At 43.8% G+C, this 25,636-nt stretch carries 26 protein-coding genes; 14 read left to right on the top strand and 12 right to left on the bottom strand.

Annotated elements, in window-relative coordinates; genetic code table 11:
* The first annotated feature begins 177 nt into the window (after nt 1–177).
* From ccmA to ACXACS_RS17200, 10 genes are all read left to right on the top strand, one after another.
* Nucleotides 178–801, top strand: coding sequence for a cytochrome c biogenesis heme-transporting ATPase CcmA (gene ccmA, locus ACXACS_RS17245; protein WP_474808401.1), 624 nt, complete (start codon nt 178–180; stop codon nt 799–801).
* The gene (gene ccmB, locus ACXACS_RS17240; RefSeq protein ID WP_474808399.1) at nt 801–1,466 is read left to right on the top strand and encodes a heme exporter protein CcmB; all 666 of its coding nucleotides are present in this window, start codon (nt 801–803) and stop codon (nt 1,464–1,466) included. Before ccmA ends, ccmB begins: the two co-directional genes overlap by 1 nt.
* On the top strand, nt 1,466–2,254 hold the full coding sequence (locus ACXACS_RS17235) for a heme ABC transporter permease (protein ID WP_334048302.1): 789 nt from the start codon (nt 1,466–1,468) through the stop codon (nt 2,252–2,254). Before ccmB ends, ACXACS_RS17235 begins: the two co-directional genes overlap by 1 nt.
* 1 nt (nt 2,255) lies before the next feature.
* The gene (ccmD, locus tag ACXACS_RS17230) at nt 2,256–2,465 is read left to right on the top strand and encodes a heme exporter protein CcmD (protein WP_474808397.1); all 210 of its coding nucleotides are present in this window, start codon (nt 2,256–2,258) and stop codon (nt 2,463–2,465) included.
* Between the two features lie 73 nt (nt 2,466–2,538).
* Nucleotides 2,539–3,033, top strand: a complete 495-nt coding sequence (gene ccmE / locus ACXACS_RS17225; RefSeq protein ID WP_179982566.1) for a cytochrome c maturation protein CcmE — start codon at nt 2,539–2,541, stop codon at nt 3,031–3,033.
* Nucleotides 3,034–3,036: 3 nt separating this feature from the next.
* Entirely contained in the window at nt 3,037–5,094 is a 2,058-nt protein-coding gene (locus ACXACS_RS17220; protein ID WP_474808394.1) for a heme lyase CcmF/NrfE family subunit, read from the top strand.
* On the top strand, nt 5,094–5,750 hold the full coding sequence (locus ACXACS_RS17215; protein ID WP_474808392.1) for a redoxin family protein: 657 nt from the start codon (nt 5,094–5,096) through the stop codon (nt 5,748–5,750). The genes ACXACS_RS17220 and ACXACS_RS17215 overlap by 1 nt, the downstream gene beginning before the upstream one ends.
* Nucleotides 5,751–5,752: 2 nt before the next feature.
* Nucleotides 5,753–6,304 (top strand): cytochrome c-type biogenesis protein, encoded by a 552-nt coding sequence (locus ACXACS_RS17210; protein WP_474808391.1) that lies wholly within the window; start codon nt 5,753–5,755, stop codon nt 6,302–6,304.
* Nucleotides 6,301–7,590: a c-type cytochrome biogenesis protein CcmI gene (ccmI, locus tag ACXACS_RS17205; protein WP_474808388.1), complete on the top strand. Its 1,290-nt coding sequence runs from the start codon at nt 6,301–6,303 to the stop codon at nt 7,588–7,590. The genes ACXACS_RS17210 and ccmI overlap by 4 nt, the downstream gene beginning before the upstream one ends.
* A 2-nt stretch (nt 7,591–7,592) precedes the next feature.
* The gene (locus ACXACS_RS17200) at nt 7,593–8,525 is read left to right on the top strand and encodes an MlaA family lipoprotein (RefSeq protein ID WP_474808386.1); all 933 of its coding nucleotides are present in this window, start codon (nt 7,593–7,595) and stop codon (nt 8,523–8,525) included.
* A gap of 190 nt (nt 8,526–8,715) precedes the next feature.
* Here ACXACS_RS17200 and galE read toward each other — a convergent pair whose 3' ends face one another.
* From galE to ACXACS_RS17160, 8 genes are all read right to left on the bottom strand, one after another.
* Nucleotides 8,716–9,738, bottom strand: a complete 1,023-nt coding sequence (gene galE, locus ACXACS_RS17195; RefSeq protein WP_334057312.1) for a UDP-glucose 4-epimerase GalE — start codon at nt 9,736–9,738, stop codon at nt 8,716–8,718.
* Complete coding sequence (locus tag ACXACS_RS17190) at nt 9,735–10,037, bottom strand: DUF6170 family protein (protein ID WP_474808384.1); 303 nt, start codon at nt 10,035–10,037, stop codon at nt 9,735–9,737. Before ACXACS_RS17190 ends, galE begins: the two co-directional genes overlap by 4 nt.
* A 113-nt stretch (nt 10,038–10,150) precedes the next feature.
* Complete coding sequence (locus ACXACS_RS17185; RefSeq protein WP_474808382.1) at nt 10,151–11,671, bottom strand: peptide MFS transporter; 1,521 nt, start codon at nt 11,669–11,671, stop codon at nt 10,151–10,153.
* Nucleotides 11,672–11,885: 214 nt separating this feature from the next.
* On the bottom strand, nt 11,886–13,004 hold the full coding sequence (locus tag ACXACS_RS17180; protein WP_474808380.1) for a KpsE/RkpR family capsule polysaccharide export protein: 1,119 nt from the start codon (nt 13,002–13,004) through the stop codon (nt 11,886–11,888).
* A gap of 12 nt (nt 13,005–13,016) precedes the next feature.
* Complete coding sequence (locus ACXACS_RS17175; RefSeq protein ID WP_474808378.1) at nt 13,017–13,691, bottom strand: ABC transporter ATP-binding protein; 675 nt, start codon at nt 13,689–13,691, stop codon at nt 13,017–13,019.
* Nucleotides 13,688–14,467, bottom strand: a complete 780-nt coding sequence (locus ACXACS_RS17170) for an ABC transporter permease (protein ID WP_474808376.1) — start codon at nt 14,465–14,467, stop codon at nt 13,688–13,690. Before ACXACS_RS17170 ends, ACXACS_RS17175 begins: the two co-directional genes overlap by 4 nt.
* Before the next feature lie 2 nt (nt 14,468–14,469).
* Nucleotides 14,470–16,299: a polysaccharide biosynthesis/export family protein gene (locus ACXACS_RS17165; RefSeq protein WP_474808374.1), complete on the bottom strand. Its 1,830-nt coding sequence runs from the start codon at nt 16,297–16,299 to the stop codon at nt 14,470–14,472.
* 4 nt (nt 16,300–16,303) lie between these two features.
* The gene (locus ACXACS_RS17160; RefSeq protein ID WP_474808372.1) at nt 16,304–16,702 is read right to left on the bottom strand and encodes a hypothetical protein; all 399 of its coding nucleotides are present in this window, start codon (nt 16,700–16,702) and stop codon (nt 16,304–16,306) included.
* Between the two features lie 519 nt (nt 16,703–17,221).
* Between ACXACS_RS17160 and wecA the strand changes: the two genes are divergently transcribed.
* The 4 genes from wecA to galU all read left to right on the top strand — a co-directional run bounded on the left by wecA (nt 17,222) and on the right by galU (nt 21,343).
* Nucleotides 17,222–18,283 (top strand): UDP-N-acetylglucosamine--undecaprenyl-phosphate N-acetylglucosaminephosphotransferase, encoded by a 1,062-nt coding sequence (gene wecA / locus ACXACS_RS17155; protein ID WP_474808370.1) that lies wholly within the window; start codon nt 17,222–17,224, stop codon nt 18,281–18,283.
* Nucleotides 18,284–18,396: 113 nt separating this feature from the next.
* Complete coding sequence (locus ACXACS_RS17150) at nt 18,397–19,284, top strand: glycosyltransferase (RefSeq protein WP_474808368.1); 888 nt, start codon at nt 18,397–18,399, stop codon at nt 19,282–19,284.
* Nucleotides 19,281–20,153, top strand: coding sequence for a glycosyltransferase family 2 protein (locus tag ACXACS_RS17145; RefSeq protein WP_474808366.1), 873 nt, complete (start codon nt 19,281–19,283; stop codon nt 20,151–20,153). The genes ACXACS_RS17150 and ACXACS_RS17145 overlap by 4 nt, the downstream gene beginning before the upstream one ends.
* Nucleotides 20,154–20,449: 296 nt before the next feature.
* Complete coding sequence (gene galU / locus ACXACS_RS17140) at nt 20,450–21,343, top strand: UTP--glucose-1-phosphate uridylyltransferase GalU (protein WP_118490083.1); 894 nt, start codon at nt 20,450–20,452, stop codon at nt 21,341–21,343.
* 131 nt (nt 21,344–21,474) lie between these two features.
* On the opposite strand, the gene ACXACS_RS17135 is transcribed toward galU, so the two are convergent.
* The 4 genes from ACXACS_RS17135 to ACXACS_RS17120 all read right to left on the bottom strand — a co-directional run bounded on the left by ACXACS_RS17135 (nt 21,475) and on the right by ACXACS_RS17120 (nt 25,503).
* Entirely contained in the window at nt 21,475–21,786 is a 312-nt protein-coding gene (locus tag ACXACS_RS17135; protein ID WP_474808364.1) for a ComEA family DNA-binding protein, read from the bottom strand.
* Nucleotides 21,787–22,125: 339 nt separating this feature from the next.
* Nucleotides 22,126–23,133, bottom strand: coding sequence for an isocitrate dehydrogenase (locus ACXACS_RS17130; RefSeq protein WP_012517475.1), 1,008 nt, complete (start codon nt 23,131–23,133; stop codon nt 22,126–22,128).
* 373 nt (nt 23,134–23,506) lie between these two features.
* The gene (locus ACXACS_RS17125) at nt 23,507–25,117 is read right to left on the bottom strand and encodes a histidine kinase (protein ID WP_474808361.1); all 1,611 of its coding nucleotides are present in this window, start codon (nt 25,115–25,117) and stop codon (nt 23,507–23,509) included.
* An 11-nt stretch (nt 25,118–25,128) separates the two neighbouring features.
* Nucleotides 25,129–25,503, bottom strand: coding sequence for a DUF3192 domain-containing protein (locus ACXACS_RS17120; protein WP_269918820.1), 375 nt, complete (start codon nt 25,501–25,503; stop codon nt 25,129–25,131).
* Nucleotides 25,504–25,636 lie beyond the last annotated feature (133 nt).

The raw sequence follows: 25,636 nt of genomic DNA, 5'->3' as shown, positions 1-25,636 counted from the left end.
CATGCCACCAACAGGAAAGAGAGAAACTTTCAATAAAGGTAAGATAACCTGAGTGAAAATGCCTTTGTCGTTGAAGTAAATCATATTTAATTGGAATTCGCGACTGCGAAAAAGCGTTCATGTGGTAGACTAGCGCCATTTTTTACAACCTCTTCTGAACGTTGGAGTAGCTAGGCAGTGTTAGAGGCGCGCGGGTTAACATGCAGCAAACGAGACAGAACCCTTTTTGAGGGGCTTTCACTTGCCGTTAGTGCTGGTGAATTACTGTATTTGCGTGGACCTAATGGCGCGGGGAAAACCAGCTTGCTTCGCATTCTCACAGGGCTAAGCTCACCTGATTTAGGTACCGTTTTTTATCAAGGAATAGACGTATCTAAGGACAAGTCAGACTATTACCATGATCTCCTTTATCTAGGTCACAAAAGCGGCACTAATGGTAGCCTTTCGGCATTAGACAACCTGTCGTTCTGGTTAGCTCAGCACAAGGTATCGGTGCCAGTTAATACATTATATAACGTATTAGAAAAAGTGGGGTTAGTTGGTCTTGAAGACGTGCCTGTTAGGTATTTGTCGGCAGGTCAGCAACGTCGTGTAGCGCTATCAAGACTATGGCTTAAGCCAGCAAAGGTGTGGATATTAGATGAACCCTTTACAGCACTTGATGTAAAAGGAGTGCACATGCTTGAAACTAGCATGAAAGAGCACGTAGGTCGCGGCGGTCTCATCATTACTACTTCGCATCAACCCCTTTCAGAAACCGCTGGGGAACACCGTGTATTCGACTTGGAGTACCGCTTCTAATGTCACTTTATCAAGGTATTTTTAAGCGCGACATGCAGATTGCGTTCAAGCAAAAAGCGGAATTAGTGCAACCACTGATGTTTTTAACCATGGTAGTGACTTTGTTTCCGTTAGGCGTTAGTCCGTCTCCCGATACCCTTCAGCGCATTGGACCAGGGGTAATTTGGATTGCCGCCATACTGTCCTCTCTCATGGCGATGGAAAGGCTGTTTCGCGATGACTTTCAAGACGGCTCTTTAGAGCAATACATGCTTTCTGGTATAGCGTTGCCAGCGGTAAGCGCGGTGAAAGTGACCGTACATTGGTTGGTTAGCTTCGTGCCCTTATTTTTGCTTTCCCCTTTATTAGCGATGTTTTTGAATTTGACAGTAGATATGTATATCGCGCTTGTTTTAACGTTGCTGCTGGGTACGCCGCTACTTTCTCTAATTGGTGCTATTGCGGTAGGACTTACCGTTGGATTGCAAAAGGGAGGGGTACTTTTAGCACTGTTACTTATCCCTGTCTTTATTCCTTTACTGATATTTGCCACGTCGGCTGTGGATTCTGCCGCACTGCAATTACCTTATCATGCGCAACTTGCTATTATTGCCGCCATGCTTTTATTGGCTGCGGCATTGGCACCGTTTGCCATCGCGTATTCTTTAAAAGTGAGTCAAAACTAATGTGGAAGTGGTTACACCCCTACGCAAAAACAGAGCGAGCCTACCAGCTTTGTTTAACTTTACAGCCTTGGTTTTGGGTTGGTGCTTTAGTGTGTTTAAGCATAGGTACCGTATGGGGGCTTGCCTTTGCACCCCAAGATTATCAGCAAGGTGATTCGTTTCGTATTATTTACATTCACGTGCCTAGCGCCATTTTGTCTATGGGTACTTATGTTGCTATGGCAATTGCAGCCCTGGTCGGTATGGTTTGGCAGTGGCGTACTGCTTATATGAGCATGATTGCCATGGCGCCCATTGGCGCAGTAATGACCTTTATCGCTTTGTTTACAGGGGCGGCTTGGGGTAAACCTATGTGGGGCGCTTGGTGGGTGTGGGATGCGCGACTGACGTCAGAGCTTATTCTACTTTTCTTGTATATGGGGGTTATAGCCCTTTACGGTGCATTTGAAGACAAACAGCAGGCTGGTAAAGCCGCAGGCGTAATGGCGCTTGTTGGTGTTGTAAATATCCCCATTATTCACTACTCAGTAGAGTGGTGGAACACGTTACATCAAGGCGCAACAATCAGTAAATTTGACAACCCTTCGATTGCGCCTGAAATGTTGTGGCCGCTGTTAATTAACTTACTGGGTTTTGCTTTCTTTATTGGTGCTGTAACCACAGTGCGTCTACGCAATGAAATTGTATTACGAGAAATGCACAGGCCTTGGGTACAAGCGTTGGCAATGAAAGCAATGTCAAAGCATCAAAGCGATACGGCAAGTACATTTGAGAAAGAGGGCAATTAAGATGCAGTTTGAGTCCTTTGCCGATTTTTTAGCTATGGGTGGCTATGCGTTTTACGTATGGCTGTCGTTTGGCGTTACTTTTGTGGCAATGGCCATAATCGCCGTACAAAGTTTTATAAAGCATCGCGGCCTTTTAAAGCAGGTGGTGGTGGAAAAAGAACGCAAAGCGCGCATTAAAAAAGCGCGACAGCAACAGCAAAACAACGCCTAGTTTAACGTTAAAAGTTAACTTGGCATCTATTTGCGTTTTTATCGTTTATTAGTTTTTTCGAAGTGAGAGTTGCATGAACCCGAGACGAAAGCAGCGATTGACCGTAGTAGGAATTATCGGTTTTTTAGTAGTAAGTGCAATTGGATTGATGCTTTACGCTCTAAACGACAGTATTGACCTTTTTTATACGCCCAGCGAAATTATTGAAGGCAAAAATGGACAAAAACCACAGGTTGGCCAGCGTCTTCGTATAGGCGGTATGGTGGTACCTGGCAGTGTGAAGCGGGATCAAGAGAGTTTGGCTGTGAGCTTCGACCTAATCGATACCGGTCCAACGGTTACTGTAACTTATACGGGGATCTTGCCTGATTTGTTCCGCGAAGGTCAGGGCATTGTGGCTACGGGGATACTTACCGGCGAGAAGAATATCAAAGCGCAGGAAGTCCTCGCTAAACACGACGAAGAATACATGCCGCCAGAGCTGGCAGAAAAAATGAAAGGCATTAAACACGTTAAACCTGACAACATGCCTTCTTACGAGTCGTCTAACGGCACTGGAGGCAAATAATTTATGGTGCCTGAGATTGGAAATATAGCGCTAACGTTAGCATTGGTATTGTCTATTTTATTAGCCGTTTATCCTCTATGGGGGGCGCATCGTCAGCATGAAACGTTAATGGCTACCGCCAAACCGTTAGCCATTGGCTTGTTTACGTTTACGCTTATTGCCTATGTGTGCTTGACCTATGCGTTCGTAACCGATGATTTCAGTGTGGCTTACGTTGCGCAGCATTCAAATAGCCGGCTTCCTATTTATTATAAGATTACCGCTGTATGGGGCGGTCATGAGGGCTCTTTCCTACTGTGGGTATTGATGCTTTCAATCTGGACAGTGGCTGTTGCGATATTCAGCAAGGGAATACCTCTTGCTATGGTCGCTAGAGTACTGTCGGTATTAGGCATGGTAGGCATTGGTTTTTACTTATTTATGCTGCTTACCTCAAACCCTTTTAACAGCATGCTGCCGTTTTTCCCAGTTGACGGACGAGATCTGAATCCGCTGCTGCAAGATTTTGGTATGATCATTCACCCGCCTATGCTTTATATGGGCTATGTAGGCTTTTCTGTCGCTTTCGCGTTTGCTATCTCGGCGCTTATCTCGGGTCAGTTAGATTCAACCTGGGCGCGTTGGTCAAGGCCTTGGGTTATCTCTGCCTGGGCGTTTCTGACTGTAGGCATTGCACTAGGTAGCTGGTGGGCGTATTACGAACTTGGCTGGGGCGGCTGGTGGTTCTGGGACCCAGTAGAAAATGCCTCGTTTATGCCTTGGTTGGTAGGTACGGCCCTGATGCACTCGCTAGCCGTGACCGAAAAGCGAAAGGCGTTTAAATCATGGACAGTGCTACTTGCAATTGCCGCATTTAGTTTAAGTTTATTAGGTACCTTCTTAGTACGTTCTGGGGTCATCGTTTCGGTGCACTCTTTTGCAAGCGATCCTACTCGAGGCTTGTTCATCTTAGGCATATTGATTGTACTTAGCGGTTTTGGATTGCTGCTTTATGCCATGCGTGCGGCTTCGCTTAAAAGCCCTGGACGCTACCAAGCCTTTTCTCGAGAAGTGCTGTTAATGGGCAACAATGTCTTTTTATGTGCAGCAACATTAGTTGTTCTTCTCGGTACGCTACTGCCTCTTGTTCACAAAGAATTAGGCTTAGGCAGTATTTCTGTAGGCGCGCCGTTCTTTAACCAAATGTTCACCTTGTTGATTGTGCCCTTTGTCTTGATGCTAGGGCTTGGTCCGCTAACGCGTTGGAAGCAGCAAAAAGCCAGTGAACTGCAAAAACAACTGTTAGTTGCAGGTGGAATTGCGCTAAGCGCAGGTGTACTAGTGAACTTTGCCTACGACGAGCCAACTTACATGGGCGTGTTGGGCATGGTCTTAGTGTTTTGGATCCTCGTCACCACAGTGCAAGAAGTCATGCAGCGTTTATCAGCTATGCCTTCAAATAGCTCTGATAATGCATCGGTACTATCTAAACTTCGCAAACTTACACCAAGCCACTGGGGCATGGTGTTGGGCCACGTTGGCTTTGCTATCTGCATTATCGGTATTACCCTTGTTTCAAACTACGAAATGGAGCGGGATGTTCGCATGGACATTGGCGATACCGTTTCTCTAGGTGGTTATGATTTTAACTTTAAAGACGTACGTAAAGTACAGGGCCCGAACTTTGAAGCGGACAAGGGCGTATTCGACGTTTATAAAAACGGCGAATTAATCGCGCATTTAGAGCCTGAGAAACGTTTGTATATTGTTCAGCGCATGCCAATGACAGAAGCGGCTATCCATTCAAACCTAGCACGAGACTTATTTATTGCTATGGGTGAACCGTTAGATAACGGTGCTTGGGCTATTCGTATTTACATTAAACCGTTTGTTATCTGGCTATGGGCGGGTGCGGTAGTAATGGCGATAGGCGGCATTTTCTCCATTAGCGACAAGCGTTACCGTATGGCTAAGGTGAAAAAGATAAAGCGAGTATTTGGTGGCAATAATGACGTGAACTCATCGACAGGCAATGAGCAAGCATCCGTTGTTTCAAATACTTCAGTGAAAGGAGACGCGTAATGAAAAAAGCTCCACTTGTTGCCATTCCATTAGTGTTGTTTTCTTTGCTGGTTGTTTTCTTATTCAAAGGGCTTTTTTCTGACCCTAGAGAGCTAGACTCTCAAGTTCAAGATAAAACATTACCTGCTTTCTCACTGCCAGATCTTATGCAGCCAGATGTAACCTATACCCCAGAAGATTTAAAAGGGAAGGTGACTATCTTGAATGTATGGGGTGTATGGTGTGTGACTTGCGCTGTCGAAATGCCGTATCTTACCCAGCTTAAGAATGAGCAAAATGTTCACATTGTGGGGTTGTATTTCGACCAGGATTTAGACCCGGATTTTGGCACAAAAACACTTAGTCGCGTTCAGCAAGAAGTCACCGACATGCTCAGCCGCTATGGCAACCCTTACGCATACAATATCTTTGATGTTTATCGCGATACTTCCCTTGATCTTGGCGTTACTGGTGCACCAGAGCACTTTGTGATTGATGCTGAAGGCATTATACGTATGCATCACATAGGCGATATTAATGAGCGCGTGTGGAATTCAAAAATTGGTCCGCTTTACAATAAGCTTGTTGCCGAAGCGTCTGGCAAAGTAAGTGAGGATAGGAAAGTGGACGTTGATGCTGTAATGAGTGATGGCCAACGTGTTCAAGGAGGTGAGTGAGGATGTTAGCTAGAAATGCTACTCATATACCTTGTAGAGCCTACAAGGTTGATACAGATGTGCGCGTTGTTCACAATATAACTATCAACTTTTCCATTTTCAAAACGCTAGTGTCTAGCGTTTTTGCCCTTTTGCTAATAGTTGGCGCTTTCTCGGTGCACGCCGCTGAAGATAAATTTACCTTTGACACTTCAGCGCAACGTGAGAACTTTTTAAAACTTACCGCTGAACTGCGTTGTCCTATGTGTCAAAACCAGAATATTGCCGATAGCGACGCCATGATTGCCCACGACATGCGCCGAAAAGTATACACCTTACTCAAACAGGGCAAAACAGAGCAGGAAGTCATTGAATTTATGAAGTCGCGCTATGGCGACTTTGTCCATTACCAACCGCCTGTTACGGCTGCGACACTGTGGCTTTGGGCTGGCCCCGTATTGTTTATATTCATTGCCTTGTTGGTTGTAATTCGCCGGAAATCGGTAACGCCACCTGAAGATATGGCCGCTAAGTTAGCCAAAGCAGACAAAATGTTGGAGCAAGAGAAAGAATGAGTTGGTCTGAGTTTTATATTATTGTTTCAGGCTTAATCACGCTTGTTCTTTTAATTGTTGCTTTTCCATGGCTTCGCAATAAAAATCACGCAAAACAAGACAGTTTAAGCAATACGCAAATTGTTAAGCAGCGCCTTGCTGAACTTGACCGCGAGGTGCAAGAAGGGCTTATTAGTGAGCACGACAAGCGTCAGGCGGTTGATGAACTTAAACTGGCGCTAGTGGATGAAAGTGCATTTCACCAAAACAAAACCGGTAACGCTAAATTGCCACTGGCAATAGGTGGTCTACTTGCTGTGTTATGTGGAGCAATTGTGTATTCGCAAGTTAACCAGATGGAACGTGTTGCGAAAGCCCAGCAGTCTATTGAAGCGCTACCCGAGCTGAGTCAGCAACTTGCCAGCGGTAACGCGAACAATTTGACTCAGCAAGATATCGCAAGCCTTGCCTTAGCTATACGCCAGCGTTTGCGAGAAGAGCCCGAAGACGATACAGGCTGGATGTATTTTGGCAGATTGATGCTGAGTGTTGGGCAAGAAGTGCAGGCTATTGAGGCTATTGATAAAGCTGTGAGCTTGGCACCTTCTAATTCAGCTAACCGTATTACACTTGCTCAGGCTTTAATGACCACGGGTGATGTAAATAACTTGGAACGTGCGCAATCTATCTTATTAGGCTTGCTTAATGATAACCCTGAGAATGATAATCTCGCGCTTATGATGGCAGTGGTGTCGGCTCAACTTGGTGATCTTAATAATACTCGCCGTTTTTATCAGCAAGTTGAAGGTAAACTGCCAGCAGATAGCGATATGGCCCAGCGTTTAGTTGCGCGTATAAGAGAGCTTGAGGGAAATACCACCGAAATGGTAGCGTTACAACGCTCGGATGCAGAACCTACGGATGAGACGGATATACAAGGCGATAACGAGCAAGCCCTTACAGGTTTTGCCATCACCGTTAATTTGTCCGATAACGCTGAAGCAAGCGCGCCTAAAGAAGGCTTTTTAATTGTGTTTGCTCAAGATGCCAACTCAGATAATAGAATGCCTGCTGCAGTGGTTAAGTTGCCAATAGATGACTTTCCGGTTTCTGTAACATTATCTACCGAAAACGCTATGATGCCACAATTTACACTTGCTGCGCTTTCTGATGTAGTGGTTACCGCAAGGCTATCGGAAGATGGCAATGTTGCGGTAGCTGAGGGAGAGTGGCAGGGAAGTGTAAACGCAAGCGTTACTGCCAATCAGCTATCTTCACTAAGCATTATTATTGATAAGGAATTATAAGTATGGACTTGTCTAAATCACTCGCGACCGGGTTGATTATTGCCGCAGGTTTTCTAGGAGGCTGTGCGACCAATGATGCGCAGTCTCAATCGCAGGAGGCTAAGTCAAATACTGCTGTAGTAGATACATCAGACCCACGAGATCCGCTTGAACCGGTTAACCGAGAGATTTGGGACGTCAACTGGGATGTATTGGATGCCTATATTTTACGCCCTATCACAGTTACCTACGTTACCGTGATGCCTCAGCCTGCACGAACTGGTTTGGTGAACATCACGGATAACCTACAAGAGCCTGCAAACTTTTTGAATAATATGTTTCAAGGCAAGGTTGATGATGGCTTAGATAGCTTGGCTCGCTTTTTAATTAACACCACAGTAGGGTTAGTTGGCACCTTTGATGTCGCGTCAAAAATTGGCATTGAGCGTAAACGCGAGCAGTTTGGTGAAACTCTGGCTGTGTGGGGTGTTGATACAGGGCCTTTCTTAATGCTGCCCTTTTTAGGCCCAAGCGATCCGCGAAGCTTTACCGGTGATTATGTTGACGGTTTTGCGTTTCCAATGTCGTTACTCGAAGGTTCCGTAAACTTAGCGCGCATTGGTATTTCGGTACTGGAAACAAGAGCGCAATTACTTGATCAAGAGGCGCAGCTAGAGCAGTCAGTTGATGACTATGCTTTTGTGAAAAATGCTTACTTTGAAAACTTGGAGTTTCGCGTTACCGACGGAAAAAGCGGCGATAAAGCTATTGATGATGAGCAGCTAGACGACTTTGCTGATTTTGAAGCAATGCTGGAAGGCAATGACTTTGATAGCTATGAAGAAGCGTCAGAGGAAGCTGTCGACGAGCCTACAGATTCAGAAGATGCGTCAGCTGATGACAGTGAAAAAGCTAAGCTAAAAGAAAAAGACTCGAAGTCGAAAGACGGCAATTAGAGAGTAGAGTAATAAATAGGACGAATTCGGGTAAAATTCGGGGGAAGGGGTTATTTAGTATTATCTAATCTCAACCTCAACTTCAACGTCATCCTAGCTATAATGCTCAAACAAAAAAGCCATGCTCAACAGCATGGCTTTGTTATTATTGGTATGTGAACAAGCTTATTAGCAGCGTTCAAACGACAAACTAGTCCTTTGGATAGCCCATAGGGTTTTGCGACTGCCAGTTCCATGTGTCTGCGCACATGTCTTCTAAGCCTTTTTCAGCATGCCAGTTAAGTTCTGTGGCCGCTTTCGTTGGGTCGGCATAACAGGCTGCCACATCGCCGCTTCTACGCGGGGCAATCTTATAAGATACAGTTTTACCCGAACCTTTTTCGAAAGCTTTAATCATTTCGATGACTGAATAGCCTTGACCCGTACCTAGATTGTATTTATCTAGCCCCATATTTAGGTTAAGTCGATCGAGCGCTTTTAAGTGACCGTTTGCAAGATCTACAACATGGATGTAGTCGCGAACGCCAGTGCCATCAACAGTATCGTAATCATCACCAAATACGCTTAGCTGCTCTAGCTTACCGGTGGCTACCTGAGAGATATAAGGCATTAAGTTGTTTGGAATGCCATTAGGGTCTTCACCAATTTGGCCAGACTCATGCGCGCCAACTGGGTTAAAGTAGCGAAGTAATACTATGTTCCATTCGTTGTCCGATACGTAAAGATCGCTAAGCATATGTTCAACCATTAGCTTAGACATACCGTAAGGGTTTGTCGGTTGGCCTGTAGCCATGTCTTCGCGTAGCGGTAGCGATGCTGGGTCGCCGTAAACCGTAGCAGAGGAGCTAAATACAATATTCTTTACATTGTGCTTCTGCATGGCTTTACATAGCGTCAACGTGCCGTACACGTTGTTTTCGTAATACGAAAGGGGCTTTTGCACAGATTCGCCTACGGCTTTTAACCCTGCAAAATGAATGACGGCAAAAATATTATGCTCGCTGAAGATGTCATCTAAGACTGCAGTGTCGCGAATATCGCCTTGAACAAATGTCACTGACTTGCCTGTCAGTGTTTCTACGCGACGCAACGACTCAGCACTTGAATTGGCTAGGTTGTCCAGTACGACAACGCCGTAGTTTTGTTCAAGTAACTGTAGAACTGTGTGGCTACCTATATAGCCGGCACCACCAGTGACTAGGATGGTCTTCATGCATTCTCCTTGCTAGACGGTTGCGCAATGTATTTAGCGCATATGGAATATTGAATAGGTTTTATAACCAATGGATAAACTAAAAATACCACAAAAGCCCAGAGTAACGAGGTCCAATTTGATGCGGTTTGAAGAATAAGAGCAAACACAGGCACGATAACAAGTAGCTTTAGAACATTCAGTAAGGTCTTTTCTGGAACAGTAAGCCGTTTAGCTGCCTTGTCGAGCAACTTAACGCGCTCTGTTAAAGGAAGACCTTGTAAGGCAGGAATGTCTCTCGTAGAAAAATAAAACTTCATAGGTTTGCTCTAAGCCTTTATTTCGAAACCTTAAATAAAAAACCGCCGGAACGTTACGTTGCGGCGGTTATTGTAGGGTAATTGGTCAGCACTTAAAACATGCTAACAACAAATTACGCTTTTTCTTCAATACCTGCTTTTTCCCAGAAACGAGACTTAAAGCTCATTAAGCCAATCACAATAGCAATGGCAATACTAAATAGGGCAATTTGAAGATACAGGTCTGGCATCTGCTCAACCTTCTCTGGATCAAAGTTACCAGAAAGCAGGCCAGCAATAATGTTACCGATAGAGTAGGTTAGTACAAACACCCCCATCATTTGTCCTGCAAAACGCTTAGGCGAAAGCTTACTTACGGCGCTTAGTGCAACTGGGCTTAGGCAAAGCTCACCAACCGTGTGCAAGAAGTATGTTGTAACAAGCCACATAGGCGCAACTTTAAGGCCTTGAGCAGCGTATTGTGACGCCATAAACATTACCAAGAAGCCCGATGCCATGATGACGATACCAATAGCACACTTGATGGTGTACGACGGGTCAATCATTCGCTTAGCAAGGTTAATCCAAAGGGCGGCGAAGAAAGGCGACAAAATGATAATGAATAGCGAGTTTGAAAGCTGGAACCATACGGTTGGAATTGCATCCATTCCGAATAGGGACGTAATAAGCGAACCACTTTCAAGCACACGGTCGGTATAGTTCTGTGCGAATAGGTTTAACGAAGAGCCTGCTTGCTCAAAACCAGACCAGAAACAGGCTGATGCAACACACACTAAGAACAGCGCCCACATACGCTTCTTCTCGTTGTCGCTTAGTTGGCCTTTAAAATAAATAAAGCCGAAGTAAAGGAAGAAGATAACAGTAAAGGCAACGGCAACCTGTTGAGCAAGGGCAACAGGCTCAATAACGATGGTACCCATGTGCGCAAGTACAATGACAACAACTGCGAGTGCAACTACTGCCCATACGCTCATCCATGCACGCTGTTTAGCGGCACCTTGATATGGGTTGGCAGGCGCAACAGAATCAGCCGAAAGCGAACGGTTGCTGAAGTAATATTGAATTAGGCCAATAGCCATACCAATAGCAGCTGCACCGAATGCATAGTGCCAGCCCCAATTTTCCTGTAAATAACCAGTCACTAGGTAGGCGATAAGAGAGCCAATGTTAATACCCATGTAATACAGCGCATAGCCACTGTCACGACGGCCATCATCCTCACCATATTGCTGACCAACCATGGCTGAAATATTGGGTTTAAGTAAGCCTGTGCCTGAAGCTACAAGAATTAGGCCTACGAAAAATAAATTTTGTAAGTCTATCGCAAGCACTACGTGACCGGCGAAAATGATAATGCCGCCGTACCATACAGCGCTTTTACCACCGATCAAGCGGTCAGCTAGCCAACCACCTGGCAACCCTAAAAAGTATACCGCGCCAGTGTATAGGCCGTAGATAGCGCCAGCCGTTGCAACGGTAAAACCTAACCCTTGGGTTTGTAAGCTTGCTGTCATGAAAAGAACAAGTAGCGCGCGCATGCCGTAGTAACTCATGCGCTCCCACATTTCTGTAAAGAATAGCGTTCTTAGGCCCCCTGGATGGCCGAAAAAGCTAGTATCGTTAGATGGTTTCATAATTATATTTTAATTCCATATTGCTTATGGTTGTTATTGTAGAGCACTTATAGGATAGGCTCTTTGATAGTAGTCCGTAAGGCGGATAGCTTCTTATACTAGAGCTAGCTTAAAGACACAAGATTTGGGCGACAAACTACATTAATGCGGTGTCAATTGACCAAGTCTTAATCGACTTAGCCAATTGACAAAAGGGTTTGCTGAAAAGGAGTCCCTAAAGTTCGCGGATGGTCGCCACTACAATTCTTACAATTCCGTAAATAAGCAGCAATGACACACCGAAAAGAACCAGGTTATAGATAACCGTTGGGTAAGCATTATCGTCTGGAAGGGTAGGCGATTCTACCGTGACCAAGTGTTGCAGTTTTTGATATGCCTCTACGCGCGCATTCTCAAGGGTGATAAGCGATGACGAGTAAGCTTGAATAGCCAACTGAAGCTGAACCTGCAGGTTGCTGTATTGTGCCATAAGCTCACTCACTGACAGTGCCTCGCTTTCACCTTCAGCAGTACTGATTCGCTCTTTCTGCTTTTCTACTTCCTTTTGAAGTGCAGCTATTTCACGCTTAATGTTAATCACTTCAGGTGCAACGTTAGACATCATGGTCGACATGGTACTTAGCTCAGCCTTTTTCTGGGCAAGGGTTGCTTCTAATGAAAAAGCAATCTGCTGAAACGCTGCGCCTTCAGCTGTAGGATCAAGCACGTTGTATTTAGATTGAAAACCTAAAATTTCAGTCTTTGCTTGCTGAAGCTTTTGTTCAACAATCTCGTGTTCACCTTTGGCAAACGTAAGCTTAGACTTCGCTAAGTTATTATTGATGTTATTAATAAACTCTTCTGCCTTATCAACAATAGCCTGGTTGATTATTTGCGCATATTCTGCGTCAAAAGCTCGGGTACGCAGGCTAATTACAGAAGACGCTGAATCGACGCTTACCTCAATATGATTTAAGTAAAACTGGTAAAAGTCTTCTTGCTTATGAGAAGACGACAGGCCGCTAAACATATCAGCTTTGTCTGACATGTAATGCTCTCGAAGGCCAATAGTCTCATCTATATACTTAATCATATCGGCAGATTGAATATAAGCTTCTACAAGCTGACTTTCTGTGCCGCCTGATGCACCAGAAACACCAGCAGCCATCAATAGGGAAGATGGGTCAAAGCTGCTGCCGCCATCGCTTGATTTAACGATAAGTTGGCTTTTACTTTCGTATTGTGGTGCCGCCCATAGAACAAGGTAGACGGCATACAGTACCCATGGAAGTACAAGCAACAGCATTTTGTGTTTACTTAGAAGGGCATTGAGCTGTGTAAGAGATTTTTCCACTGTGATTTGAACCTATTTAAGTGATTTCTTATTGTCTGCATCCTGCGTATAAACGTCGATGCCTTCTTCGAGATCGTGATAATAAGTGAGTTTTCCATCGTCAATGATGACGGCAGAAGTACAGAATTCGCGAATTTGGTCAAGTTCATGGCTAACCATAATGACCCCGGCCTGCTCACTCTTCTCCTTGAGCGATAACCGTGCTTTTTTTCTGAAAAGCGGATCGCCTACTGATGTCGCTTCATCGATAAGATAAATATCGAAATTAATATTCATGCAGCACGCAAATACGAGTTTGGCCCGCATGCCTGAAGAGTAATTTTTTACAGGGAGGTCGAAACGTGCGCCGAGTTCGGCAAATTCTTGCACTTTTTCTTCGTATTCTGCGAGCGACTTGACGTTATTAATTCTCCCCACGAAGCGCGTATTCTCACGCCCCGTCATTTGAGCATGAACGCCGGTTTGTAGCGCAACTGGCCAGGACATAGATTTGTTGGTTAAAACACGACCTCTGTCAGGATATTCGCTTTTGGCTAGCATCCGAAATAGTGTGGACTTACCCGCCCCATTTTTACCTAAGATCGCGACATTATTTTCCGTAGGAAAATCAAAATTCAAATTTTTGAAGATATATTGAGGGCCCATTTTACTGGGATAGCTCTTAGTTAAATTCTCAATTTTTATCATCGAGACAATACCTTCTTCCACGTAATGTGATACATAGACAAGCTTAGAAAAAGAAATACCACTGTCACTTCAACGACAAAACTGAAAGACACGCCTTTAGTGCCGTAAGATTCAAAGCAAGCGTAGCGTGCCAATTCGATAAAGTGAACTAACGGATTCCATGTTAAAAATGGCCACATCTCTTCAGGTATGTCCTGCAAACTAAAAAATACACACGAAATAAACATGAGTGGGCGTGTTGCAATTGACTTAATTTTATCAACTTCGGGAATGAAAGCTGAGGCAATAGCGAAAATCAGTCCAATTGAAATTGAAAATACCCAGAGAAGTAAAAATAAAGTTAATAAAAGTAAAGGGTCGTAGATAACAAAAGTCTGATCCATCAGGAATAGAGACAGCGTTAATAATAAAACTACAACAACCTTGATTGAAAACTCAAGAAAACCAGCGGTCAATACGGATGTTATCGGTTGGACTTGACGGAAAGCATATAAGGGTTTGTTCCGCTTTATAGATGTTGACACAGATTGTAGACATGTATTGAGCGATTGAAGACCTACCATACCGATCATCATAAATATAAACAGTGGTATGGTGTGAATCTCGTTACCACTTACAATTCCTCTCATTGCGGACAGCGCGAAAATAAACGCAAAGGGCTCTAAAAATGCCCAGCCTAAGCCAAATTTATCGTTAAATTTACTTTGAAGCTCACGCAGGAAAAGCGCGAATATCACGCCTCTCCATGCGTAGAGCTGGTCTTTAAACGTTACCATGTTTAGTTAGTAGCAACGTTAGCTGCAATAGCAATTTGATAAACGATTTGGGTGATATCTTTAACAGCTTGCAGTACTTTGGTATCAATTGCAGGCAGAACGATAATCTGATCCCCTGGCTCAAGCTTGCTTTCATCGCTTGAAAGGAATGAGTCGTTCACGCTTGAAAAAGTAACGTTCCCATTTTTGCGAACAATAAGTATACGCTCGTCTTCAGCGCGTTCAGTAAAGCCGCCAGCCCAAGCTACGTAATCTTCAGTAGTTGCATCTGGGTTAAATACTACAGATTGCGGTAGTAGTACTTCACCGCCTACATGTATCAAGTCAGTCACTTCTGGAATGACGATTGTGTCATTAGGTTCAAGCAGAATATTCGCTATGTCGCCGTTTTCAGATACAACAACACGGCCTTGGGGCTCTACTTGCCTTGCTCGAGCTATAAAGTCTGCAACAAGCTGTGCTTCTTGAGCGCGTATAGCACCCTCACCCGTCGAGCTTATCGGTGCGGTATACATGCTTCTCTCAAGACGCTGTAGACCTTCTTCAATGATTTCCTTTTGCTTAACGGCAACACTTTCTCTAAGTAGGTAGATATTTTGCGTGTCAGAGAGCGTGGTATCAGCTTCAATGTGGTCTAACACGTCAAGTAAGCGTGTGCCTTTATCAACCATAATTTGCGATGCACCTGCGAAGGCGCCAGCAACATTAATTCGATATATTTGCGGCTCGTGATCCGCAATGTATTCTACCGTGTCGCCTGCGCTTAGCTCTAAAGAAGCGAACTCTTTTAAATCTAGGTAGCGTGCGAACTGTTTATTATTGCGAACACCTGATACTGAGGCATGAGAAGCGAATTCACCAGGTCGTGCAAAGTAATTAACCACGCCACCGTTAAGCTCTTCATTTAAAAATTCAAAGGTAAAGCTATTGCGAGCACCGGTTTCAACAACGATAGTGTTGCCAATTGGGTGCACTAAAATGGTGTCGCCGTCTTTGAAGGATACTTCTGGAAGCTTTCCGCTTCTAAAAAAGGCATACAAGTCTGCAGATGCGACGACCTTACCGTTGCGAACGACATCTATTTGCCTAAAACTGCCGCGCTGGAAGTCGATGCCGCCTGCACGTTTTAAATAATAAAGCACGCTATCTGAAGCAAGGCCGGCGTATTGACCGGGGCGCAATACTGGCCCTGATACAAATATAGACACTGGCGTCGATGTAAGAAGGTTTACGTAAACATTCACATCGTTGGTATACACCTGCCTGATTTTTGCTGTAACCGTTTGGTTAACGCTTCCTGCTGGTGTATTTGCGACTCGGATAGGGCCAATATTAGGAATAAAAATATTGCCTTGGTTATCTACGGTAACTACGCTAGAGAAATTGACCGCGCCCCATAGCCAAATATTTATTTTATCACCCGGCGCCACTAAATAATTGTCGTTCAAGCCTGAACTGCGCTCTGACTCAAAGCCACCAATAAATAGGTTCGCAGCAAATGGCGGATTTTCCATAGGGGGTTGGGCAGGGAAAACCGTTTCAATAGTAGGTTCTCCAGGTAAATTTACACCGTTTCGCGGCTGAGTGGAAAATTGCCCCATCGAGTTTGCAGTACCTGTGGCGCCCGGCAGAGTTCGCTGTGTCGAGATACTAAGAGGAGAGACTGACTGCGCAGCGCCTCCGCTTTGCGATTGTTGAGCCCTTTCTCTTAGCTGCTGTAGTTGTTCGACACTTTGTGCGAAAACAGGTTGCAAAAGAAGGCAGCCAACTACTGCTGAACATGCTGTTACTGAAAGCGTTTTGATTGTGTTTTTTATATCCATAAACTTCATTAACTTATTCACCTTGCGCGGTTGCCGAAACTACGAGAGGAGAAACGACTTTCCATCGCCCATCCCGCTGGCAAGTGGTTACTTTGCGCTGCGCGCCCGTCTGAACAGAGTCACTGTCTTGTAAAGAAAAGCGGATACACTTATTGCCGGTGGCTGAAACGTAGTGTTTGGTGGCTGCGTAATCATAGCCACCAAAGCGTATTGAAAAAGATTCTTTTTTATCAAAATAAATATTGGCTTTTGGAATATTTATTGCAGACTCTTTTTCCGGTGCTAGGGAATATGCAAGAGAAGAGTGCACCAAGGGTATGTCGGCTTCGGTAACTGTAGGTGAGTTAGTACACCCTGCGGCGCTCACAATTAGTGCAAACGGCAAAATTAAACGTTGGAATTGTTTGAACATTAGCTTTCATATCCATATAGCAATTTCGCGCTAGGATAACATAAGTTTTAAAAAAAGCATGTTTGCTATCGCAGTGGCGCTAAGGTTTAAGACTTCAAAATGACTATATTGTTATTGGAAAGTTCACAATGAGTAGGAAATTTAATAGTTAGTGAAATAATTGCGCTTGTGGTACGTCTACATTTTGTATTTGCGAGTAACTGAGATGTCACGAAACGGCTTCATGTGGCAGTTAGCGAAATATTTGTGCGTGGTAAGCGCAGTTAAAACTGTAACTATTACGAAATGTTTTGAAACGATAATTTTGCGATTGGGGTGGTTACTTAAACAAATGTTTTATATCATATGGCAGTTTTCGACCCGCATAGTTATAACGATAAACCCTCACCGCGCTGGAAGAAATGGAAGTTGTACAAATATGGAATCGATATTGAGCTTTTTAAACAAATTTACAAGTGCATTGGTCAGGCTGGAAAACTCGCGTGTTTCGGTAACCGGTGACGAGAGGTTGTGTGTTTTATGCTAGCGTACTTGCAGTTCGTCCCGCTTTTTACTGCATTTTTCGTAGCCCTAATTCTTTTAGTGGTGATGACGCCTCTAGCGCATCAGTTTGGTTTAGTTGATCAACCTACAGCACGTAAACGCCATGCTGGATTGGTTCCCTTAACCGGTGGTGTGGCGATATTCATGGCCGTACTTGTTGCAAGCGTCGCTACCGATGTATGGATGAAGAATAACCCGTTGTTCTTTACCGCATCTGCTTTTGTAGTTTTGCTTGGTATGCTGGACGACCGCTTTGACTTAAGTGCGAAAGGTCGCCTCATGTGTCAATTTGGTGTGGCCGCCATTATGGCATGGAGCGCGCAAAATTATATTACGTCGTTAGGCAATATCTTTGGCACTGGCGAGGTGCTTCTCGACCTCGGAGGCTATTTCTTCACCATCATTTGTGTTGTCGGTGTTATCAATGCATTTAACATGATAGACGGCATTGATGGTCTTGCAGGCGGTATGAGCCTGGTTATATTGCTTACCGTGGCAGGTTTTTTAATTTTCACTGGCAATGGCGTCTCTATTATGGAGCCACTTATTATTGTGGCTGCTATTGTTCCTTTCTTGGCGTTTAACCTGAGTTGGAAAGGGTTCAAAGGGAACAAGATATTTATGGGCGATGCAGGCAGTATGTTTGTCGGCCTCACCATTGTATGGCTACTTGTTGATCACACCCAAGGTGAAACGGCTGCGTTTAGACCTATAACGGCGGTGTGGCTTGTTGGGCTTCCCTTGATGGATATGGCTGCAATCATGTACCGTCGAGCGCGCAAGGGGCAGTCTATGTTGAAACCAGACAGGCAGCACCTTCACAACATTTTCATGCGAGCAGGGTTAAGCAGTAGGCAGTCACTGGTTGCAATATTGTGCCTAGGCGCGTGCTATTGCTTTATCGGTATATTAGGCGAAGTTTATCAAGTACCTGAAGCGTTTATGTTCTATGGTTTTATTGGGCTTCTAGTCGTCTATAGTCTTGTGATTCAGCATATATGGAGCGTACTTCGCTTTATTAAGCAAGTCAGGACCTAGATTCGGTAAAACCCATAGCAGGTTGCATAAAATCTCTGTAACATACTGTCGAAAAAGAAGCGCGTAAAAGCGCTTTTATTTCCTCTGTTACTTTTATTGCTGGTAAATAATTCTTGATAAATCAATTCTCCGTCATTCACAACGAAAACAAAAAAAAGCATGTTGAATCGATTGTCGCAATGGCCGTTTATCAAGCTGACAATGCGAAATGGTTGCGAGAGGCTATCAAGAGTATAACAGGCCAAACTTATACCGATTTTCTCTTTATCATTGTTATCGACGGGCCGGTTCCAGGACCCATTACTCAAGTACTTCAACACGCTGCAAAAAATGACGATAGAATTATATTGGCGCAAAATAGCCAAAATATCGGCCTTGCAAGTAGTATGAATTCTGCCATCGATTTTGGCTTGCAGTTTAACCCCTCTTATTTTGTGAGAATGGACGCAGACGATATCTCCGAAGAACACAGACTTTTGCGCCAAATCACTTACCTTAATCGGCATAGCAATATTTCGGTTCTAGGCTCAGCGCTCACTGAAATAAATGAAAGCGGGAAAAAAGTCGGAGCGAGAGTAATGCCTGCTTCACACAAACAAATAACCCGAATACTACCTAGGCGCTGCTCGCTTAATCACCCTACAGTGGTGATTCGTTACAACGTGTTTCATGATGGACACAGATACAATGGCGACTTACTTAACACACAAGATTATTTTTTCTGGGTTTCACTAGCTTCACAAGGTTATATCTTTAGAAACCTGAAGGACAGATTATTAAAGTTTAGAAGAGTGAATAACTTCTATAAGCGGCGTGGGCTGAGCAAGTCTCTCAATGAGTTTAGAGCGCGCATCTTTGCGATCACTAAATTAAAACAGTTTTCACCCTATAACTTTTTTTATGCTTGCGGTGTCTTATCACTGCGATTGATGCCAGGGAAAGTGGTCAAATTAGCATACAAGCTCGACAGACATTTGTTAGAGAGGTTTGGTAAGCATTGAAAACAGGGATTGTCGTAATACTTTATAACCCCGATATTGGCCACCTTACCAGTGTGATTCAGGCTTTTTCGGCGCCAGAATGGGATTTAGTGCTGGTTGATAATTCAGCCAATGCTGATGAACGTTTGAATATATCTAGCTGCACTTACATTCATTGTGGAACCAATCTAGGTATTGCAAAAGCTCAAAACATAGGTTTGGAAAAGCTCTTTGACAAAGGTGTTGAATACGCTTTCCTGCTCGACCAAGATAGCCAGTTTACACCTACCATTGCTAATGAATTATTAGGCCAGTTTACTACTTTGGAGCAAGAAGTGCCTATCGCCGCTATAGGTCCCTCTATTTACTGTCAATTTTCTGATTGTGTTGATCAGGGTGTGCTTCAAAAGGGTAAAAAGGTCTCCGATAGCTTGAAGGAAGTGAAACAAATTATTGCCTCAGGCATGCTTATCTCTCGTCGTGCTTTTGAGAAAGTGGGCGGAAAAGAAGAGGCACTTTTCATAGATGGTGTCGATCATGAATGGTGCTGGCGAGCTCGAGCTAAGGGTATGGTCATTTACCAGTCGTTGAGCGCTTGTATGCCTCATCGGCAAGGCGACGATAGAGTGAAGGTATGTGGTGTTATGTTTAAGCAAGGTGCTCCCATTAGACTCTACTATCAGTTTCGCAACGTACTTATTCTCGCCCGACGTAGCTACGTTCCGCTTTATTGGAAGCTCCGTCATGTTTGTGCAATACCCGTAAGGTATCTTGTTAATCGATTTTGCTTTGGGCAGGGAAAAGCGAGAGGTCAATATATGCGTCACGGGTTAAAAGATGGTTTTATGCGTAACGGCGGTCCTATTCGATCAAACAAGTGGGCTAAATAAGCGTCGCTAATCAGCTACTTCTAACCGATTGGATCGTAAGTAAAGTGAAAAATATACTCACTGCTCTTTCACTGAATTGGTGCATTAGATATTATTTATCCCAAATTTTGTGCATTAATGAGTGGAAAATAACCGTAATGCCCATTTTCAAGACATAAATGCTCTAAAAGGGTAATTGGAACATCGATTGCATTACTCTTTTGTATAATAGCGAATATAGATAAGCTTAAGAAATAACTGACGGCAAGGCGCCGACTTGAGCGAGTAACTAGGATTTTAAAAAAGGATATTAACTTATGAGTCAGGTTAAAAAAGCGGTAATTCCTGTAGCAGGTCTTGGGACGAGAATGCTTCCGGCAACGAAAGCTATCCCTAAAGAGATGTTACCTGTGGTTGATAAGCCACTAATTCAATACGTTGTTAGTGAATGTGTTGCGGCTGGTGTAAAGGAAATTATTCTAGTAACTCACGCTAGTAAGAACAGCATTGAGAACCACTTTGATACTTCATTTGAACTTGAAGCAACGCTTGAAAAGCGTGTTAAGCGTCAACTTTTAGAAGAAGTTCAGTCGATTTGTCCGAAAGACGTAACTATCATGCATATTCGTCAAGGCGTAGCTAACGGATTAGGTCACGCGGTATTGTGTGCACGCCCTTTAATCGGTGATGCTCCTTTTGCTGTAGTTCTTCCTGACGTGATCATTGACGATGTGGCAAGCGATCCTAAAAAGGATAACCTTGCTGATATGGTAGCTAAATTCAATACCAGCCGTGTAAGCCAAGTTATGGTTGAGCAGGTACCAGAAGAAGATATTTCTAAGTTTGGTATTGCTGATCTTGATGGAGCGGCTATCACTCCAGGTGATTCAGCGAAAATTCACGCAATGGTTGAAAAACCGCCTCGTGACGAAGCGCCTTCAGATCTAGCTGTAGTAGGTAGATATGTGCTTTCAGAAAAAATTTGGGATTTGCTAGAGTTCACACCACCAGGTGCGGGCGGCGAAGTTCAACTTACCGATGCTATTGATGCATTGATGAAGCTTGAACAAGTAGATGCTTACTACATGAAAGGTAAGAGCCATGATTGCGGAAGTAAGCTAGGCTACATGAAGGCTAATGTGGAATACGCATTGCGCCATCCTTCTTTAGGTGATGAGTTTAAAGAATACCTAGCGTCTGTAGTGAAATAATAGAGTATTTCGGAAGCTACAAGTAATATAAAAATGCGCCAATATTGGCGCATTTTTGTTTTTAACCACTTTTTTGTACGCTGCTAGACAAACCATTAAGTTGTTATCTAAAGCCGTTAAGCTAATGTCATTTACTTCACACGCACATGATTTTCTATCTTGCTTAGCATTTTTTCGCCAATGCCTTTTACTTGGGTTAGCTGCGCGACTTCAAGAAACGGTCCCACTTCTTCACGGTACTGAATAATCGCTTTTGCTTTAGACTGACCAACACCTGGTAGCGAAATTAACTGCTCCACAGTCGCTGAGTTTAAGTCGATGCGCTGTTGCAGGTTTGTTTCTTTATGCTGTGTTTGCTTACTACTTTCTACTTCAGCATGAACCACAGGAGCTTGAATAGCTAACGCTGATAGAACGAGTAAGCCAGATATTAATTTTTTCATCATCTTTCCTTGTAAGTGTTGCTAAGTACGCTACCCAATATTGAGGCATTACGTCTTAGCTAAATGGGATTAAATTTATGTACCCAGAGTGCACTGACTTTTTCTAGTCTTAGTACTATCGAAACTAACTCGTCCATAACTATTAGACTCTATTCGATGTAGCGATTAGTAACAAAGCGCAAAGCACTTTAGTGTGTACAAACAAGATAATAGAGGCGGGTTGAAAAAGCGGTAGTCCAGTTTTAGTACAGTTTTTAGTCGGGAAGTGGAAAGTAATGCATAAAAAAACGGGCTATAAAGCCCGTTTTAAAATAATAACAGTGCTACAGCACAAGGCGCTTATAGACGATCAAGAAGCGCTTGGGTAAATTCTGTTGTACCGGCTTCACCACCTAGGTCGCGAGTGGTGCGGTCGCCAGATTCAATAACGTCTTTCAATGCTGCGCGAATTTTCTCTGCTTTATCACCCATGTTTAGGTATTCAAGCATTTGCGCTGCAGCAAGTACTACAGACGTTGGGTTCGCAAGGTTTTTACCCGCGATATCTGGTGCAGAGCCATGAACCGCTTCAAAGATCGCACAGTCTTCACCAATGTTTGCGCCTGGTGCCATACCAAGACCACCAACAAGACCCGCACACAGGTCTGAAAGGATGTCACCGAAAAGGTTAGTGGTTACGATAACGTCAAACTGGTGAGGGTTCATCACAAGCTGCATACAGCAGTTATCTACAATCATCTCAGCAGATTCGATGTCTGGGTAACGCTCGCCAACTTCACGAGCAACTTTTAGGAATAGACCTGACGTCGATTTAAGAATGTTTGCTTTGTGTACCGCTGTTACTTTCTTACGGCCTTCGCGACGTGCTAGCTCATAAGCGAAAGTTACGATTTTCTCAGCGCCGTCACGAGTAATTTTACTCATTGCTTCAGCTTCGTTGCCGTCTTCTGAAACAACTTGCCCAAGACCAGAGTACATACCCTGCGTGTTTTCACGTACAGTGATGATATCAATATCTTCGTAACGTGCTTTTGTGCCTTTAAAAGACATTACCGGGCGAAGGTTAGCGTACAGTTTAAACTGCTTGCGAAGACTAACGTTGATAGACGTAAAGCCTTCACCAACTGGCGTAGTTAAAGGGCCTTTAAGCGCAACTTTATTTTTTGCGATAAGGTCTAGTGTTTCTTGAGGTAGAAGCTCGCCATGTTCTTCCAGTGCAACTAAGCCCGCATCGGCATAGTCATAGGCAAAGTCACAGCCAACCTTATCTAGAATTTTTGTGGTCGCATCGATAATGTCCGGGCCAATGCCGTCACCGCGAATGACTGTAATACGTTGCTGAGTCATGTGGAGGGATCCTCTGGTAATTCTGTTATCAAAATCGTTAGGTTTATTCAATTTTTGGTTTGGCGCGTGAGGTGCCAATTTCTGCTTGCTTACTTATTATAATTGAAATTGTAGGGAAAAAGGATAAAGCACCGCAAAAGTTGCCGTATTTTATACGATAGCCGGCGCAAGTTATAGCCATTCGTAAAGATAAATTAAGGTGATAGGGCGATTAATCTGTCGTTACGCGCAGATCCAGTTATTAAATAGTATTGAAGCGGGCATAGGGTATGAGTTAATAAGTCGGATACGTGTACTATTTCACACTTGCTAGACCAAGGGCTAATAAAGCATTTTTATTGATTTGAGTGTGGTTAAAAGCTCTTATTTGTAACTAAAGATAAAGAGGGCAATAGAGCAGCTGTCCATTGGACTCAAGTGCATTATGAACATCATTAGGTTGTATATTTAAAATGCTGATGAGTGTTTTCACATTAATATCATGAAGTAACGAATAGACATCTTGGTGAAATAGACATGCTTTCGCGAGAGCAAAACTTAATACTAAAATCGCCTGTTCTTTTTGAATCGATTTTGGAACCTCAGTACTCGCTTTTCCGCATTGATGTATTACCGCGCGCCAGGTAGAACTTTGATGCCAACTACCAGCGAGTTCCGACGCTATTGCTAGCCAAGGCGTGTCGGACTTCACTTTAAACGCGTTATTAATAGATACGGTTTTGTCGAGGTCGACAGGCAAGGATTTTGATACTTTGAAACCTGGAAGAGTAAATAGCGGAGTGCAAACGAAGGTCATCGTTAAGGCTGCCGACTGCGGCGTAAATTTCGAATCTACAATTTGTGCAAAGTAGCTAGAAAATGAGCACGCTAGTAAGGTTATTTGCTTACACATTCCCATCAGTGGAAAGTGATTCTGCGTCAGCCGCTCTAAAAGTGCAAACTGAATAAGCATGTCGCCCACCCGTTCTATACCATAGGTTAATACTGCCTGTTTGATACTTTTCACTGGCAGTTGCAGCCTGTTGTCTTGACTCGCTGTGTGCATCAAAAAGTGGTTAAAAGTAGGGACTTTTTCAATTTTTTCACACAGCTGTTCAATCACGACATCTTGCTTTTGCAATTCATCGATAATGGTAGTAAGCGCTTTGGGAGGATGCTGGATAGCGAATGTTGAAGGCAAGTATGGTGTGCCGCCCTGGTTCACTCTGGCATTGGCGGTGTCTGTATACAGCGCTATGAAATGCTCAAAGGGTAATGATAAAGGCACCGGAGCTTGAATAGCCGATAAAGGAAGCCATTTGCCATCTTCGTCATCCTTGCTGAGCGTAAATACATACCCGTGATTTTGCTGCACATCTACCAAAGCGCCGGGTACACCCTTAGCAAAAACTTTTGCTCCAGGAAGCAAACCTTCGAATAGCTGAATAAGCGGTGCGATATGATGGCGATGATGGGCAGGCAGGCGACAGGCTATGTGAGTAAACACCGTTTGGTAATCGGCTTTTTTTGCGTTTGAGGCGAAAACACCCGAGAGAAGACTGAGCCTCTGCGCTAAATTTAGTCGGTTATCTGCAATAAAGTTAATGTATTTTCCCGTCTGAAAGGCTTTTTGCAATTTTACCGTATCTTGCCAAATGGCCAGATTATGTTTACGCAAAAAGCGAATGACTTCAGGAATGCTATCTCGTGGTGTTTTAGCGCTTGATAGCCAAAAAGTGGCAAGTAAAGACGCAAGAACGTGCTGTAAATAATGATCGTTGAATCGACACAGCTTGCCGAATAGTGCCAGCAGCAAAAGTTGTTGCGTGTCTTTAGGTAAGTCGTTATCAATATGAAGCGTGGCTGCAGCTAGGGCTGGGTTTGCATTAACTAACGTCAATATGCGTTTTGCGTTTTTTAACCAATGATTAATACGCTGCTCGACTGATAACTCAGCTTCGCCTATATGAACAAGGCGTTTAAGTGTGGAAATGATGTCGGTCACTCCCCATCCTTTTAACTTTTTTGATAGCTAGAGTAAGCCCCTTCACCCCAAGCTATAAGCTTATCGTTTTCGAACAGCAAAGGTGTGCACTCATCTTGTGTTGTAAGTCCGTCTGCACGTACGTGCTGAGTTCTAAAAAACATAACTTGAATCGCTGTAGCACCTTGCCGTTTTGCTTCTGTAATGTCAGGCGAGCCCAGTAAAGCAAGTACCTCTTCTCTAGTACTGCCCAATTTCAATTTAGTAATTTGAACGCGGTTGTACTCTTCACGGTCTTTCCAATCCATATTTTCAGGTTTATCAGGGTAAAAGGCGATAACCATAAAAACAAACACCGCGTATAACGCAACGCCAGCTAATATTAGACGAATAACCTTGGTATTCATGACCGTTACTTCTCGTTTTCTATACTAAAATGTTAATGATGGACATTAGTGCCCAAAAGCATGACCATTTAAAAAGGTAAACTTGCAGCTCGTAACATTTTTCTGTTTAACAATACTCTAGGCAAGTGTACCT

The organism is Alteromonas sp. AWM4_230, from assembly GCF_056158305.1.
Note: the sequence above shows the minus strand (reverse complement) of the source record. Positions and strands in the feature narration are given on the sequence as shown.